12 protein-coding genes are annotated in these 16,334 nt (G+C 59.3%); 6 read left to right on the top strand and 6 right to left on the bottom strand.

Going from position 1 to position 16,334, the window contains the following annotated elements; translation table 11 throughout:
- Positions 1-60: 60 nt before the first annotated feature.
- On the bottom strand, positions 61-828 hold the full coding sequence (locus ACW9IR_RS11180; RefSeq protein ID WP_102900390.1) for a DODA-type extradiol aromatic ring-opening family dioxygenase: 768 nt from the start codon (positions 826-828) through the stop codon (positions 61-63).
- 103 nt (positions 829-931) lie between these two features.
- Here ACW9IR_RS11180 and ACW9IR_RS11175 point away from each other — a divergent pair, with 103 nt between their 5' ends.
- On the top strand, positions 932-1,579 hold the full coding sequence (locus ACW9IR_RS11175) for a thiopurine S-methyltransferase (RefSeq protein WP_102900391.1): 648 nt from the start codon (positions 932-934) through the stop codon (positions 1,577-1,579).
- 200 nt (positions 1,580-1,779) lie between these two features.
- On the opposite strand, the gene htpX is transcribed toward ACW9IR_RS11175, so the two are convergent.
- Together htpX and ACW9IR_RS11165 are read right to left on the bottom strand one after the other, a co-directional pair.
- The gene (htpX, locus tag ACW9IR_RS11170; protein WP_007908619.1) at positions 1,780-2,667 is read right to left on the bottom strand and encodes a protease HtpX; all 888 of its coding nucleotides are present in this window, start codon (positions 2,665-2,667) and stop codon (positions 1,780-1,782) included.
- Between the two features lie 303 nt (positions 2,668-2,970).
- Positions 2,971-4,182, bottom strand: a complete 1,212-nt coding sequence (locus ACW9IR_RS11165; protein WP_007908620.1) for a pyridoxal phosphate-dependent aminotransferase — start codon at positions 4,180-4,182, stop codon at positions 2,971-2,973.
- 224 nt (positions 4,183-4,406) lie between these two features.
- On the opposite strand from ACW9IR_RS11165, the gene msrB reads away from it, so the two are divergent.
- The 3 genes from msrB to ACW9IR_RS11150 all read left to right on the top strand — a co-directional run bounded on the left by msrB (position 4,407) and on the right by ACW9IR_RS11150 (position 5,855).
- Positions 4,407-4,802, top strand: coding sequence for a peptide-methionine (R)-S-oxide reductase MsrB (gene msrB / locus ACW9IR_RS11160; RefSeq protein ID WP_095120468.1), 396 nt, complete (start codon positions 4,407-4,409; stop codon positions 4,800-4,802).
- 109 nt (positions 4,803-4,911) lie between these two features.
- A complete protein-coding gene (locus tag ACW9IR_RS11155; protein WP_007908624.1) occupies positions 4,912-5,397 on the top strand; it encodes a glutathione peroxidase in 486 nt (161 codons plus the stop codon).
- Positions 5,394-5,855 carry a MarR family winged helix-turn-helix transcriptional regulator gene (locus ACW9IR_RS11150; protein ID WP_102900392.1) on the top strand — a complete coding sequence of 154 codons (462 nt, stop codon included), beginning with the start codon at positions 5,394-5,396 and terminating at the stop codon, positions 5,853-5,855. Before ACW9IR_RS11155 ends, ACW9IR_RS11150 begins: the two co-directional genes overlap by 4 nt.
- Here ACW9IR_RS11150 and ACW9IR_RS11145 read toward each other — a convergent pair.
- Complete coding sequence (locus ACW9IR_RS11145) at positions 5,839-8,160, bottom strand: hybrid sensor histidine kinase/response regulator (RefSeq protein WP_102900393.1); 2,322 nt, start codon at positions 8,158-8,160, stop codon at positions 5,839-5,841. The two genes, ACW9IR_RS11150 and ACW9IR_RS11145, sit on opposite strands and share 17 nt — an antisense overlap.
- A 166-nt stretch (positions 8,161-8,326) precedes the next feature.
- Between ACW9IR_RS11145 and ACW9IR_RS11140 the strand changes: the two genes are divergently transcribed.
- Together ACW9IR_RS11140 and ACW9IR_RS11135 are read left to right on the top strand one after the other, a co-directional pair.
- Positions 8,327-9,217, top strand: coding sequence for an ATP-binding protein (locus ACW9IR_RS11140; RefSeq protein WP_007908631.1), 891 nt, complete (start codon positions 8,327-8,329; stop codon positions 9,215-9,217).
- Entirely contained in the window at positions 9,214-9,696 is a 483-nt protein-coding gene (locus ACW9IR_RS11135) for a GAF domain-containing protein (protein WP_102900394.1), read from the top strand. The genes ACW9IR_RS11140 and ACW9IR_RS11135 overlap by 4 nt, the downstream gene beginning before the upstream one ends.
- Here the strand turns inward: ACW9IR_RS11135 and ACW9IR_RS11130 are convergent, their stop codons facing one another.
- Positions 9,697-12,642: an HD domain-containing phosphohydrolase gene (locus tag ACW9IR_RS11130; RefSeq protein WP_457463189.1), complete on the bottom strand. Its 2,946-nt coding sequence runs from the start codon at positions 12,640-12,642 to the stop codon at positions 9,697-9,699.
- A gap of 47 nt (positions 12,643-12,689) precedes the next feature.
- Complete coding sequence (locus tag ACW9IR_RS11125) at positions 12,690-16,334, bottom strand: transporter substrate-binding domain-containing protein (protein ID WP_457463187.1); 3,645 nt, start codon at positions 16,332-16,334, stop codon at positions 12,690-12,692.

Below are 16,334 nucleotides of genomic sequence, written 5' to 3'. Positions count from 1 at the left end.
CTCCTACAGAGGGAACGCATTCCAAATGTAGGAGCTGCCGAAGGCTGCGATCTTTTGCTTTTAACCGAAGCGATAGATGTCCATCCCTAATGCACCCATAGTGAATCCCTTGTGCGCCACACTAAATTCACCCCCCGCACCCCGGGCAAAATACAGCGGCAACAAATGCTCATCGCTCGGATGGCTGCGCACCGCATGCGGCGCCTGCTGGCGATAATCATGCAGCGCCGCCTCATCGTCGGCCGCGAGCTTCTCGATCACCCAGTCACGGAAATCCCGCGCCCACGGCTCGACACTTTCCGGGCCGGCGTGCCAGTCGAGTTCACGCAGGTTGTGGGTGATGCTGCCAGAGCCGATCAGCAAAATGCCCTGATCACGCAGACTCGCCAGAGCGCGGCCGACCCGGGTTTGCAGCGCCGGGCCAGCGCGACTCGGCAGGGAGACCTGCACCACCGGGATATCTGCTTGCGGGTACATCAGCGACAACGGTACCCAGACACCGTGATCGAACGGACGCTGCGGATCGAGACGGGCAGGCAGATTATTGGCAGTCAACAGATCGGCCACCTCAGCGGCCAACTGCGGATTGCCCGGCGCCGGGTACTGCACTTCAAACAATGCACGCGGAAAGCCACCGAAGTCGTGCCAGGTTTCCGGTTGCGCATGGCTGCTGACGAGCAGTTCGTGGCTTTCCCAGTGCGCAGAAACAATCACGATGGCTTTGGGTTTCGGTAGTTCGGCGGCCAGACGCGCCAGCGCCGGGCCACTGGCGCCGGGCTCCAGCGCCAGCATGGGCGAACCATGGGAAATAAACAGGCTGGGAAACATGATGGGTTCCTGAGCGTTAAGATGAACTCATCTTCAGTCAGTTCACTGATCTAAATCTAATATAAGTTTTGATGCTTTTTGATCGAATTATTCGGAGTGATACATGCAGCCTGAGTTTTGGCACAAGAAGTGGGCTTCGGGGCAGATTGGTTTTCATCTGCCCGAGGTGAACCCGTATCTGCAGCGGCACTGGGCGGCCCCGGCATCGGCGCGGGTGCTTGTGCCTTTGTGTGGCAAAAGTCTGGATCTGGCGTGGCTGGCCGGGCGCGGTCATCGCGTTCTCGGGATCGAACTGTCGGAAAAAGCCGTCGAGAACTTTTTCAGTGAGCATCAGGTGCAGCCGCAGATCAGCGAGAAAGGCGCGTTCAAGGTTTATCGCAGCGATGCCTTCGAGTTGTGGTGCGGGGACTTTTTTGCGCTGACGGCGAGCGATGTGGCCGATTGCACGGCGATCTACGACCGTGCTGCGCTGATTGCCTTGCCAGCGCCGATGCGTGAGCGCTATGCGACGCATCTTCAGCAGATTCTGCCGCAAGGTGTGCAAGGGTTGCTGATTACGCTGGATTACGATCAGGCGCAGATCCCGGGGCCGCCGTTTGCAGTGGGGGATGATGAGGTGCAGCGGTTGCTGGGGGGTGTCTGGCAGGTGCAGGCGCTGGAAGAGCAGGATGTGCTGGGGGAGAGCGGGAAGTTCCTGCAGGCGGGTGTGACGCGCCTTGAGGAGCGGGTTTACCGCGTTTCTTCCCGATAAATTGCGTGGATTTTCTGGCCTCATCGCGAGCAGGCTCACTCCTACAGGGTTCTGTGGCGCATACACACAATCTGCGATCCAGCACAAATCACTGTAGGAGTGAGCCTGCTCGCGATGAGGCCAGTGAAAACAACCAATTAATCAAGGCAAAAAAAAGGCCCGCATCACTGCGGGCCTTTTTCATGGTTACACCGGTCAGATCAACCGCGACGACGCAGCGCGTCGATACGCTCTTCCAGCGGCGGGTGGCTCATGAACATGCGGGCAAAGCCCTGTTTGATGCCACCGTTGATGCCAAAGGCGTTCAGGGTGTCCGGCATGTGCACCGGCAGGCCCTGTTCGGCGCGCAGGCGTTGCAGTGCTCCGATCATCGCACTGGTGCCGGCCAGACGTGCGCCGGCTTCGTCGGCACGGAATTCGCGCTTGCGCGAGAACCACATGACGATCGCACTGGCCAGAATGCCCAGTACCAGTTCGGCGAAAATGGTCGCCACGTAGTAAGCGATGCCCTGACCTTCTTCGTTCTTGAAGATGACCTTGTCGACGAAGTTGCCGATGATCCGCGCAAAGAACATCACGAAGGTGTTCACCACGCCCTGGATCAGCGCCAGCGTAACCATATCGCCGTTGGCGACGTGACCGATTTCGTGGGCCAGTACGGCTTTCACTTCATCGGGTGAGAAACGCTCGAGCAAGCCCTGGCTGACCGCGACCAGCGCGTCGTTCTTGTTCCAGCCGGTGGCGAACGCGTTCGCTTCATAGGCCGGGAAAATACCGACTTCGGGCATCTTGATCCCGGCTTCGCGGGACAGTTGCTCGACGGTTTGCAGCAGCCATTGCTCATGCCGGGTACGTGGCTGGCTGATGATCTGGGTACCGGTGCTCATCTTCGCCATCCACTTGGAAATGAATAGCGAGAACAGCGAGCCGGCGAAACCAAAGACCGCACAGAAAACCAGCAGCTGACTAAGGTCGAGATCAACCCCGTTGGCCGCCATGAACCCGTTGAAGCCGAACAGGCTCAGGGTGATGCTGGCTATCAGCACGACCGCCAGGTTAGTGGCCAAAAACAGCAGGATGCGCATCATGGTTGTAGAAATCTCCTCAAGCTAAAGATGTAGCGTACTGCGGGGTATATAAGGTGCTGCACCGGGCTATTCAACTGAGTGACTATTTCAAACTGTGTCCTACAGCGATTTCTTTGGTGCCAGGCACATTTCCCACGACAGATACCGATAGGGATGACGACCAGCCGCGACCCGTCGCCATTACGCTGGACGCAGGTAAACGGTACGAATCGCAAGTGTAGAAGGCGTGCGCAGAGGCGGAACGCAGAAGTGTTGCTGAATCAGACAGTGCGCAACGTTTGGCCGTTGCGCACTACTGGCCAGTTACTGGCGGTAGGACTTGAGGAAGTTGCCGATACGACCGATGGCCATTTCCAGATCGTCGACGCGAGGCAGCGTGACGACGCGGAAGTGATCCGGCCACGGCCAGTTGAAGGCCGTACCCTGCACCACCAGCAGCTTCTCGGAGAGCAGCAGGTCGAGGACGAATTTCTCGTCGTTGTGGATCGGGCAGACCTTCGGGTCGATTTTCGGGAACGCGTACAGCGCGCCCATCGGCTTGACGCAACTCACGCCCGGAATGTCGTTGAGCAATTCCCAGGTGCGGTTGCGCTGTTCCAGCAGGCGACCCTGTGGCAACACCAGATCGTTGATGCTCTGATAGCCACCCAGTGCGGTCTGGATCGCGTGCTGACTCGGCACGTTGGCGCACAGGCGCATGTTGGCCAGCATGTCGATGCCTTCGATGTAGCTCTGGGCGTTGTGTTTCGGCCCGGAGATGGCGATCCAGCCGGAACGGAAACCGGCCACGCGGTAAGACTTCGACAGGCCGTTGAAGGTCAGGCACAACAGGTCCGGCGCCAGCGATGCGGTGCAGATGTGCACGGCATCGTCATACAGAATCTTGTCGTAGATTTCGTCGGAGAACACCACCAGGTTGTGCGCGCGGGCGATTTCCAGCATGCCCAACAACACTTCCTTCGAATACACCGCGCCGGTCGGGTTGTTCGGATTGATGATCACCATGGCTTTGGTGTTCGGGGTGATCTTGGCCTTGATGTCGGCCAGATCCGGGAACCAGTCGGCACCTTCGTCGCACAGGTAATGCACGGCGTTACCGCCGGCGAGGCTGACGGCGGCGGTCCACAGCGGATAGTCCGGGGCCGGCACGAGCACTTCGTCACCGTTGTTGAGCAGCGCCTGCAGCGACATCACGATCAGCTCGGACACGCCGTTGCCCAGGTAGATGTCTTCGATGCCGACACCTTCGACATTCTTCTGCTGGTAGTACTGCATCACTGCTTTACGCGCGCTGAACAGACCTTTGGAGTCGCTGTAGCCTTGCGCGGTCGGCAGGTTGCGGATCACATCCTGAAGAATTTCGTCCGGCGCTTCGAAACCAAACGGCGCCGGGTTGCCGATATTCAGCTTGAGGATGCGCTGGCCTTCCTCTTCCAGTCGTTTGGCGTGCTTGAGCACCGGGCCGCGAATGTCGTAGCAGACGTTGGCGAGCTTGTTCGATTTGCTGAACTGCATGGCGATGTGATCCCGAAAATGAACGATCCAGGCGGCGAATGGACAACCGTGCTGGGATTCCTGTGTTTTCACACAGGCGGACGTCTTGAGCCGTGGCTCCCATAATCCGTTTGAATGCGCCCGGTCTGGCTGCCAGACTGGTGCGTGACGAGGCGCAATCATACGTGCCGCCCGATCCGTGGAAAAGGTACAGATCGGGCTTTTTCAGCCGCTGAGGTGTGATGATGGAAAAGTTGGAAAAAACCCTGGAAGAATGGCGGGCGATGCTCGACCCCGAGCAATACAACGTTTGTCGTCTGAGTGCGACCGAGCGCCCGTTCTCCGGCAAATACAACGACACCAAGACCGACGGTGTCTACCACTGCGTTTGCTGCAACGAAGCGCTGTTCGATTCCAAGACCAAATTCGATTCCGGCTGCGGCTGGCCGAGCTTCTACGCGCCGATCGGCGAAAGCGCGATGACCGAAATCCGTGATACCACGCACGGCATGATCCGCACGGAAGTGAAGTGCGCGCGCTGCGACGCGCATCTGGGTCATGTGTTCCCTGACGGCCCGCCACCGACCGGTCTGCGTTATTGCATCAACTCGGTGTGTCTGAACCTCGAACCGCGCGCATAAACGATTGAAGGCGACCCTCGGGTCGCCTTGTTATTCGATAATTAAATTGCACACAATTTAATTGCTCGCTATGTTTGGTCTTTCCCGACTGTCTGCGGAGCCCCATGCCATGAGCGACAACCTGCTGAACATCCCCTGCACCACGATCAAGGGTGAGCAAAAGACCCTGGCCGATTTCGCCGGCAAGGCGGTATTGGTGGTCAACACCGCCAGCAAATGCGGTTTCACCCCGCAGTACAAAGGCCTCGAAGAACTGTGGCAGACCTACAAGGATCAGGGCCTGGTGGTCTTGGGCTTCCCGTGCAATCAGTTCGGCAAGCAGGAGCCGGGTAACGAAGGCGCGATCAGCGAGTTCTGCGAGCTGAACTTCGGTGTCAGCTTCCCGCTGTTCAAGAAAATCGACGTTAACGGTGCCGACGCGCATCCGCTATTCGTGCAACTGAAAAAACGCGCGCCGGGTCTGCTTGGCTCCCAGGGCATCAAGTGGAACTTCACCAAGTTCCTGATTGGCAAGGACGGAAAACTGGTCAAGCGTTTTGCCCCGACCACCAAGCCGCAGGAGCTGAGCGGCGAGATCGAAGCCCTGCTCAAATGAACAGCCTGCCGGTCGATTCGCTGAAGCTCGACAGCCAGTTGTGCTTCAAGTTGTACGCCGCTTCCCGGGCGGTGATTCGCGCCTACAAGCCGATGCTCGATCAGCTCGGCCTGACGTATCCGCAATATCTGGCGATGCTGGTGTTGTGGGAATGGCAGGAAACTGCGCCGGAGCAACCGACCGTCAAGGCGCTGGGCGAGCGCCTGGCACTGGACTCGGGCACGCTGACGCCATTGCTCAAGCGCCTCGAGCAGTTGCAATGGGTGCAGCGCCAGCGTTCGACGCGTGACGAGCGCGAAGTGCACCTGAGCCTGACACCGGCAGGGCAAGCCTTGCGCGAGCAGGTCGGGCCGCTCAAGGCTCGGTTACTGTGCGACAGCGGGGTTGATCTGGACCGGCTCAATGACTTGCGTGACGGTCTCGATCACTTGCTGGGGCAGATCAAAGCGCTGTCGTAGTCGGGATCCACTGATCGAGCAGTGCCGCCAGTTCTTCGCGGCGGAACGGCTTGGCCAGATAGTCGCTCATACCTGCCGCACGGCAGCGCTCGCGCTCCTCGGACATCGCGTTGGCAGTCAGGGCGACGATAGGCAGGTTTGGCCAGCGCCCGCTCTGGCGGATCTGCCGGCTGGCTTCGTAGCCATCCATCACCGGCATGTTGCAGTCCATCAGCACCAGATCGAATTCGTGATACTCCAGTTGATCCAGCGCTTCGGCACCATGGGCGGCGACGATGACCTCGCAGCCCAGTTTGCCGAGCATGCCTTTGGCCACCAGTTGATTGACCGGGTTGTCTTCGACCAGCAACACTCGCCCGCGCAGCACCGAGGGAGCGGTTTCGAGCTGCGCATCGTTGATTGCAACCACGTCCGGTTGCAGCGTGCGCCGCAGGTTCTGGTAGAGCGCGTTGCGCGCCAACGGTCGAGCCTGTTGTTGCAGAGGTGTGAGCGCGGCCGCTTCTTCGCTCGGCAGGAAACTGCCGTAGGCGGTCACCAGCAAAATCGGCGCAACGAGCGTCGGGCGCAGGCCGAACAGGCACTCAGGGCAATCAGTGATCACCACGTCCGGCGTCAGGCCCAGCAGTGAGTCATCGATGGTGCGCTGCTCGTATGTCAGTCCCCACACCGGCAGCAGGCTTTGCAGCAGTTCCGCCAAGCCACTGCTGGCGGCGGTGATGGCAAGGATTTTCCCGTGCAGCGGCGCAGGTGCCAGCGCGCGGGTATGGCAGGGCAGAGGTAGCTCGGCACAGAACTGACTGCCAAACCCGGTCTCGGAACTGATGGTCAGGCGCCCCTGCATCGCTTCGCAAAGATTGTAGGTCAGCGCCAGCCCCAGCCCGGTGCCGCCGTACTGGCGAGTGATGCCGGCGCCCGCTTGAGTGAACGGCTGGAAGATTTTCAGCTGCGCGTCCTGCGCGATACCGATGCCGGTGTCGCAGACCTCGATGCGCACCCCATCCTGGTAGGTCGACAAGCGCACGTCCACCCGGCCGAAACGGGTGAATTTCAGCGCGTTGGACAGCAGGTTGCTGACGATCTGCCGCACGCGAGTCGGATCGCCCAGCACCAGTGCCGGGAAGTGCGGGTCGATCAGGCAGGTCAGCTCGACGCTCGGCGCGGCATTCTGCGACAGCAGGTTGGCGGTGTCTTCGATCAATGAGCCGAGATCGAACGGAATGTGTTCGAGTTCCAGTTGGCCGGCATCGAACTTGGACAGGTCGAGGATATCGTTGAGCAGCTCAACCAGGACCTTGCCCGAGTCGTGGGCGATCGACAGTTGTTGCTGCTGCTCGGCGTTCAGCGGCCCGTCGAGCGACAGCGCGATCATCCCCAGCAGACCGTTGAGCGGTGTACGGATCTCGTGGCTCATATTGGCGAGAAACGCCGAACGGGCTTCGGCCATTTCCAGCGCGGTGCTGCGAGCGACTTCGAGTTCCTGATTGGACTGGCTCAGCCGTGCGTTGATCGCCTTGAGTTCAGCGGTGCGCGCCGAGACGATGTTTTCCAGTTGTCCGAGGTAGTCGGTCAGACGGTTTTCGGCGTTGCGCCGCTGCTGGATCTCGGTGGCGATGTTCTCGAATTGTTGATTGGCGACTTTGACCAATACGCCGATTTCATCATTGGCGTGCCCGGCCGGACACTCCAGTGTGGTCGGTTCGGCACTGCGCGGATCGCGTCCGCTGAGCTCACGGATGACCCGCACCAGCGGTTTGGTCAGCATCACGTAAAACAGTGCCAGCAAAAGGCCGGTGAGAATCAGACTGCGGGCGAAACCATTGAGCAGGGTGACCTCGGCCCGGCGCAGGAAGCGGCTGCCAAAGGCATAGGTGTCGACCTCGAGGCTCAACACCCCCAGCGATTCGTTGGGCAGATGATCCAGATACAGACGATCCTCGAACTGGCGCTTGGCGCCAAACAGGAAGTCGCTGATCACCCGATAGCCACTTTGCAGTTCCGGGCGTTTGACGCTGGCCAGCACTGTATTGTTGTTGTCGATCAGTTGCGCAGAAATGATCGCCGGCGAGCGCAATAGCCCCAAGGTCAGTTCCTGCGCCAGTTCGGCGTCGATGTTGTAGGCGATCCGCGAGGCCGGGTTATGGCTGATTTCCAGCAAAGACAGGATTTCCCGGTTGATGGAGGCGTCTTCACTGGCATAATCGATGCCGATTTGCAGCAGGCTGAGCAGCGTGCCCAGAATGAACCCGACCAGCACGGTAAGCCTGGCTTGCTTGTAAGACAGCCGGTGGGTGAATTTGATATCCATGGGGTGTTGAACCACTTCCGTTTCCCTTCGCTGCTCAAGCATAGTCGATCATGTATGGATACCGAGGTTCCCGAATCGCCTTGTAACAAGGCTTGGTAGGTGAATTCTGATCTGTGCGTCGTCGCTGGATCGTCATCATCACTGTGAACGTGCCCGAGGAGAAGACGTGGATTCCCGATTGAATGCTTTTCTTGAACGCGCCGAGTCGGTTCTGGCGCGGATCGAACCGTTGTTGCCGGCACCTCGGCCGGTGATCGACTGGGGTACTTGTCTGGCTGCGCGCTGGCAGCGCGACGGGCGCAGCGGCTACCTGTTGCCGCTGGAGGTCAGCCTCGACATGCGTCTGTCCGACCTGATCGGTGTTGACCGTCAGCTCGAACAACTGGGGCGCAACACCCAGCAATTTCTTGATGGCATGCCCGCCAACCATGCGTTGCTCTGGGGCTCGCGCGGTACCGGCAAGTCGTCGCTGGTGCGCGCGTTGCTGGCGGAACACGCCGCCGCGGGCCTGCGCCTGATCGAGATCGAGCGCGATCATCTGGCGGATCTGCCGCGGGTGGTCGAGCAGATCGGCAAACTGCCGCAACGTTTCGTGCTGTTTTGCGATGACTTGTCGTTCGAATCCGGTGAAGGCGATTATCGCGTGCTCAAAAGCGTGCTCGACGGCTCGCTTGAGCAGGCCCCGGACAACGTTTTGCTGTACGCCACTTCCAACCGTCGCCACTTGGTGCCGGAGAAGGAAAGCGATAACGAAAACTGGAAACGCGTCGACGGCGAACTGCACCCGAGCGAAGCCGTGGAAGACAAGATCGCGCTGTCGGACCGTTTCGGTCTGTGGCTGTCGTTCTACCCGTTTACCCAAGAACATTTCCTTAACGTCGTCGAGCACTGGATTGGCCAATTGGCGGCCAAGGCCGGTCTGAGCTGGCAGCGCGACGAAGAACTGGACATCCTCGCCGTGCGTTGGGCCACCGGCCGCGGTAATCGCAACGGACGTTGCGCGTACCAATTCGCCCGTTACTGGGTGGGACTGAAATTGTTGGAGCACAAGGCATGATTGATTTGCAACAAAGCGGCCAAGGCCTCGAAGGCTATGGCATGTTGGCCGCACAGCTGGAATCGCTGCTGGCGGACGAGCGCGATTTCATCGCCAACGCCGCGCAGTTTTCGGCGTTTCTGTTCAACCAGCTCGATGACCTGAACTGGGCGGGTTTTTACCTCAATCGCAACGGCGAGCTGGTGCTCGGCCCGTTCCAGGGGCAGATCGCCTGTGTGCGTATTCCGTTCGGTCGTGGAGTGTGCGGTGCGGCGGCGGCCACTCTGCAAACCCAGCGGGTTGAAGACGTGCATGCATTCCCCGGCCATATCGCCTGTGACAGCGCTTCGAACAGTGAACTGGTCGTGCCGCTGGTCAAGGACGGTCGCCTGATCGGTGTACTCGACCTCGACAGCCCGAAACTGGCGCGTTTTGCTGAGCAGGATCAGGCCGGTATCGAGCAACTGGCGGCAATTTTCCTGCGTCTGACCGACTGCTGATCACGCGGTGAGGCCAGCCTTGTGCAACAGGCTGGCCGGATCGACTTTGTCGATCTGCGCGGGATCGAGAAAACGCACGGCGTACTGCATGTACACGCCTTCATTGATGAACAATCCAAACAGCTGGGCATCGATGTGCGCTTCGCGGCACATGGTCGCCATGATGGCCAACGCTTCATTCAAGGTTTTGGCTTTCTTGTACGGGCGGTCGGCTGCGGTCAGCGCCTCGAAGATATCGGCAATCGCCATCATTCGCGCCGGCAGGCTCATGTCCTCACGCTTCAGGCGTTTCGGGTAACCGGTGCCGTCCATTTTTTCATGATGACCGCCGGCAATTTCGGCAATGCTGTCGAGGTGGCCGGGGAAGGGCAGATGGCTGAGCATCATGATCGTCTGCACCATGTGGTGATTGATGACGTAACGTTCTTCGCGGGTCAGGGTGCCGCGGCTGATGCTCAGGTTATACAGCTCGCCGCGATTGTATTTGTAGCGCGGTACATCCAGCTTGAAGCCCCATGGATTGTCTTCGGGAATCAACTCGTTCGGGTCCCGTTCGAGCAAGTGCTCGGGCTTGTCTGCCAGAAGTTTTTCACTGACCGGCAAGATCGGTGGGGGCGTGCGCGCCTGACGCCGGTTTTCCTCCCATGACACGCCCAGTCGGTCGTCAAGGGTGCGCATCCAGGTGCGTTGCGCCAGTTGATCAAGACGTTGCAGATCCGCTTCAGCCATGGCCTCACTGCCCAGATTACAACGCGCGACAAACGCAAAATCGTCGTCCAGCGCCGTCAGTGTGGCGTCGCGCAATTGCGCCAGTGCTGTCTCATCGCCGCCCAAGGCCCGCGCCTGCCAAAAGCTGATCCAGGCATCACGCTTGAGCACTTCGAAACGGGTGCGGATCTCATGAATGCGGTCGCTGATGGTTTCCAGTTTGGTCGCCTTGTCGACCACGTATTCCGGCGTCGTTACCTTGCCGCAATCGTGCAGCCATGCGGCAATGTGCAAGGCTTCCCATTCATCCTCGCTTGGCTGATAGGCACTGAACGCCGGCGCCTGACTGGCGGCCGCTGCCTGGGCGAGCATCAGCGTCAGCTCTGGCACGCGCTGACAATGCCCGCCGGTATAAGGACTCTTGGCGTCGATGGCACCGGCGAGCAACTGAATAAAGGCGTCGAGCAACTGCTTCTGGCGGGCTTGCAGGCGCTGGCTCTCGATGCTCACTGCGGCAGCGCCTGACACTGCCTGCAAGAAAGCGATACGGTCAGGGCGCAGTTTTTCCAGGTCGGCTGCCGTGCCGCTGTCGTTGACCAGCAGGATCAACAGGCCGATGGTTTCGTCGTGGCGATTGTGCAGGCGGATGCCGATCAGATGAACCCGTGGCGATTGCATCACCAACAGGACTTTCTGCAGATCGGCGGCCTGATCGACGCCGAAATTGCTGACGACATTGTTGGTGGTGACCAATTGTTCGAACCACGCCGGGCCTCTGCTTTGTTGCAGGTCGTGGCCCTGAATGTCGAACGCTTCCAGTGCCTGAGGCGTGCCATCGATCACCAACCCGTAAGGCTCCATACGGCTGCTGTCGCTTTCACGCAGATAGATCAACCCTGCCTGCGCCTGGGCGATCTGTACCGTTTCGAACAGCACCCGTTGCAGCAATGGGGCGAATCGGGTTTCGGCGCCCAAAGTGTCGGTGATGCGGAAGAAACTCGCCAACGTGTCTTTCATCCGCGCCATCGACACGCTCAACTGGTCGACTTCCAGCACCGGCGAGCGGCGTGCCAGCGGAAAATTGAAATCGAAACTGCGGATCGCGTCCGCTTCCTTGACCAGCGCATGCAGCGGTTTGACCAGAATCCGCGAGATTACCCAACCCAGTGGCAGGCACAACAGCAAGGTGGCCAAGGTAATCAACGCGCCTTGCCAGCGCATGCGATAAGCATCGACCAGCAATTCGTCTTCCGGCACCAGGAGTGCCAACTGCAAGCCTTTGGGGCCACCTTCCGCAATGCTGCTGCGAGCGACTATCCATTGCCGGCCATCGACTTCCAGTCGCTTGCCCGTGTGCTCTGCGGACAGCAACGCATGCAGGCTCGGGCTCAGGTCGGTCGCTTTGGCCAGATGCGTGGAGCTGTCGTCGACGATCAGACGGCTGCTGTCGGGGTATGCCACGGCGTTACCGTCGGCATCGAACAGGGCAATGTCAGTGGAGGGCGTGACCACATGTTTGCTCAGGGTCGCAGACAGTGCAGCCAGCGTCAGGTCGGCACCGATCACTGCGTTTTCACCACTGCGCCGGGCCAGTGTGGTGCCGACATTGTGGGTTGAAAAAAACACATAGGGTTCGGTGGTGATCTGTTCGGTTTGCTGGCGGGCATTGATGAACCAGGCGCGGTTGCGCGGATCATAAGGGTCGTCGGTATTTTCCTGGTGGCCGATCGGGGTCAGGGCCTGATCGAAGAACAGCGATTGCGAGCGCACTTTCCCTTGCGGGTCATGCTCGATGCTCCACACCTGATAAGCCGCCGCTTCTGGAGCCTTGAGCAGGGCCTTGATCGCCGAGGTGCGAAGCGGGCGTACCATGAAGAAATCACCGTTGGCGTAACCCAGATACAGCGAGGCCAGATTCGGGTTATCACTGAGCGCCTGGCTGAACGGCCTTAGCAGCGGCAATCGTTGTTCCAGGGCCAAGGCCTGTGTAGCGGGATTGACCGCCAACAGGCTCAATAAATGGCGGATCGGCTGATAGGTGGCGGACAGGTCGAGGCGCACGTCCTGTTCGATCCGGCTGAACAGCTTGTCGCTGCTCGACAGGATGATCTGTGTGGTCTGGCGATAATTGAACAACCCCAGCACCACGCCGGTGAGCAGCAGGAGAAACGTGAACATGACACTGATGTGCACGTGCAGCGGGAACCGGCGCTGTTCCGGGTGCAGTGGGCTGGGCATTTCAGGTTCTCCATGATGTTTAACTCACTGCTCAGCGCCAAGCATAGTTAAGGCACGCTCATCGTGCCTTGATCGGACAATGCCAATTGTTGCTGCAAGGCCTGCTCCAGTTCGAGCATCGCCCGGTTGATCGCCTCGCAACGACGAGCGATCTCGTTTGTCGCCAAGTCTTGCGTGCAGGCGAGCTCCAGGGCGTCGCAGCATTCGATTACCCGTGATGCCTGAGCGATGCGTGCGGCCCCCTTGATCTTGTGAGCGACCACCGCCAAGGCTCCGCGATCATCCTGCGGCGACAGCGCGAGCAGTTCCTGTCGGTCGAGGCGGCTGCTCTTGAGCAGTTCAACCAGCAAGCGCCGGGCCTGGGCAGGGCTGCCGCCCGTCAACATGTTCAGACTTCGCAGGTTGAATGCCGGTGGGGGCGACGCCGCTGCGATGCCGTCGATCCATTGGCTGAGCAGACTCAGGCTCAGGGGCTTGAACAGGCAGTCGTTCATGCCTGCCTGTTTGCAACGCTGGATTTCCTCAGGTTGCGCATTCGCCGTGAAACCCAACACCGAGCAAGGTGGGAGGCGGTTCTGCAGCTCATGCTGGCGAATGGCGCGCGTCAGTTCATAGCCGTTCATCAAAGGCATGTTGCAATCGACAATCACCAGATCGAAGGCGCCTTCTTTCCAGCGTTCGAGTCCGCTACAGCCGTTCTCGGCGATGCTGAAGTGATGGCCGAGAAATTCCAGTTGCTGACACATCAACAAACGATTGGCCGGGTGATCATCCACCACCAGAACGCGCAGCGGTGTCTGCGAGGTCTTGATCGCTGGCTCATCCCTGGCCGCGCTCGCCTGTGCCGGCAAGCTGTCCAGTGGCAGGGAAACGCAGACCTGTGTTCCGATGCCGGGCTGGCTGCTCAATTGCAACTGGCCGCCCATCATTTCACACAGGTTGCGACTGATCACCAGCCCCAGACCTGCGCCACTTCGGGCTTGCTGAGGGCTATTTTCTGCCTGGGCAAAGGGCTCGAACAATCGTTGCTGATCCTCTGCACTGATACCCGCACCGCTGTCTTGTACGGTCAATTGCATCAGAGCCCGCCCAGGCACATCAGTGGTCATGAGGTCGACGCTGATTCTGATGTGTCCTTGCTCAGTGAATTTGATGGCGTTGCTGATCAGATTGGATAGCACTTGCTTGAAACGCAGTGGGTCCAGGCATACATCGACCGCCAGATCCGGCGGATTGAAGATGACTTGCAAAGCGAGATTCTTCTGCCGGGCCAGGCCGTCGAAGATTCTTGCGACAGACGCTACTGTGTCCACCAGATTGACACGTTCCGGGCACAGACTCAGGCGTCCGGATTCGATCCGTGCGATGTCGAGAATGTCGCCGATCAAACCCAACAGATCCTTGGCCGAGTGGTAGGCAGTGTCGATCGAAGAGCGATCCGGATGGTGTTGATCGATGCGTTTGAGCGTCAGTTCAAGCATGCCGATCACCGCATTCATGGGCGTACGGATTTCATGGCTCATGGTGGCCAGGAATGTACTTTTCGCCCGGTTGGCGTCATCTGCCTGTTCCTTGGCCGCACGCAGTTCCTCAAACAGCTGTCGGCGTTCGCTGATGTCGATCCAGCCACCGATGATGCCTTTCACGTCGCCGCTGGAGTCCCGGTACGGCAGTATCCAGTGATAGATCGTCAGGCGTCGTTTGCCGATGTGCAGAGGCCGGTCGAGCACCAGCGCAGTGCCTTCGGCGACCACTCGCTGATAATCGGCATGAAAGGCCTGGGCCTCGAAAGCGTTGCTCAGGGTGCCCTGCATGACGCTTTTGCCTATCACGTCCTCACGCTTGGCATTGAACACTTCGAGATAGCTGTCATTACAGCTTTGCAGCAGACCCTGGCGATCGCGTACGTAGATCGGATGCGGCGTACCGTTGACCAGCGAGCGCATGAATTCGAACTGATCGTTCAGGGCCCGCTCAGCCGCCTGGCGTTGTTTGATCTGGTGTCGCATGTAGGCGTTCCAGGCAAGCAGGAGCAACAGGAGCAGGCAGGCGCCGATGATCACTTGGTAGAACAGGCGCTGGTAATTGCGCCAGATGTTTTGCGAGGCGCTGGAATATCCACGCCAGCGCCCGTTGATGACGCCGAGTTCTTCCGGGGAAATGCTCAGAAGCGCTTTGTTGATGATCGAGCCCAGTTCCGTGTTGTCACGTGCGGTTGCCAGAGAAAACTCGGCCTGACCGGTGCCGATGGTGGTAGTGATCTGCAGCGCCTGCTCGAAGATTCGCGAAGAAATGAAGTAGTTGGCGATCACCAGTGAATTCACCGCACCGTCGACATGGCCTTTGGCGAGCAGCGAGACGGCGCTGAAGGTATCTGCCGTTTCGATCAACTGGATCCGTGGAAATTCGCGTCGCAGGTACTCGACCAGGGGATTGCCTTGGGCGATCGCCAGTTGCTTGCCTTTGAGCTGACCCAGGTTAGTCGGACTGTCGGCACTCTTGCGCGTCAGCAGCACATAGGAGTTTTCCAGATAGGGCCGACTGAAACTCAGGGTTTTTTCTCGCTCGGCGGTCGGCAGCAAGGCCGCGATGAGATCGGCCCGGTGGTCATCGATCTGTTTGATCATCTCGGCGTCGTTGCGGCTGCGATGGACCTCGAAGCGCAGGCCGGTGCGCAGGCGAATCAGTTCGAGAAGATCGGCGCTGATCCCGCGAAAATTGCCTGCGTCATCGAAGAAGGTCAGCGGCGCATAGGCCTCATTCACCACCACGCTCACTACCGGATGCTGCTGCAGCCATGTTTCTTCGCGTTCGGTCAGTTGCAGTTTCTGGTCGGTGAGCAGCAGGTCGCTGCCGGCGCTCCAGCGTTTGGCGATGTTCTCGCGCTCGCTACGCGGCACCGCTTTAAGCACGGCGTCGACGATATTCAATAACTGCGGATTGTTTCGACGTACGGCGAAGCTGAACCCCTGGGCTTCCTGTTTGCCGAAATTGGCCATGCGCACGTTGTTGAGGTAGCCCTTGTTGATCATGTAGTGGGTTGAGATCGTGTCGCCGAGAAACACGTCGGCCTGGTCGAAGGCTACGGCGTTAATGGCATTCTGGTAGGAGGGATAGCAGGTGATGAGCGCTTTGGGATACAGCGCCTTGACCTCATGCAGAGGCAGATAGTGGTAGACCATGCTCAGGCGCAATCCTGCCAGACCTTTGCTCAGGCTGCGGGTTTCGCCTTCGCGGGTAACGAGCACAGGTTGATCGTTGGCATACGGTTCGGACAGCGCAAGGTTGGCATTGGCGGACTCATAGCCGTTGGCTGTCCCGAGCAGGTCAATCTGACCATCGACCAAAGCGCGAATGGCAGCATCCCGGGAGGCAAAACGTTTGACCTTGACCGGCAAACCGGTGGCTTGAGCGACAAGCCCGACATAGTCGGCGGTGAGACCTTCATAATCGTGACCGCTGACGGTCATGTCGAAGGGTGGATAGTCAGGAGCGGACGTTCCGAGTATCAACTCGTCGCGCGTTTGCAGCCACTGTCGTTGAGACTGTTCCAATACAACCGGCACCGGCTCGCCTGCCGATCGGCTGAGCAAGGCATAGTCCGGTGAATCAACGGGCATGGCAAACACATTGGCACTCAGGTACAGACCTGTGCTCAATGCAATTAAATAGTCTTTCAAACGACTGGGCAT

It is taken from the genome of Pseudomonas sp. SDT291_1_S447, from assembly GCF_054070155.1.
The sequence above is the reverse complement of the archived record's forward strand: the minus strand, read 5'-3'. Positions and strand labels throughout refer to the sequence as shown.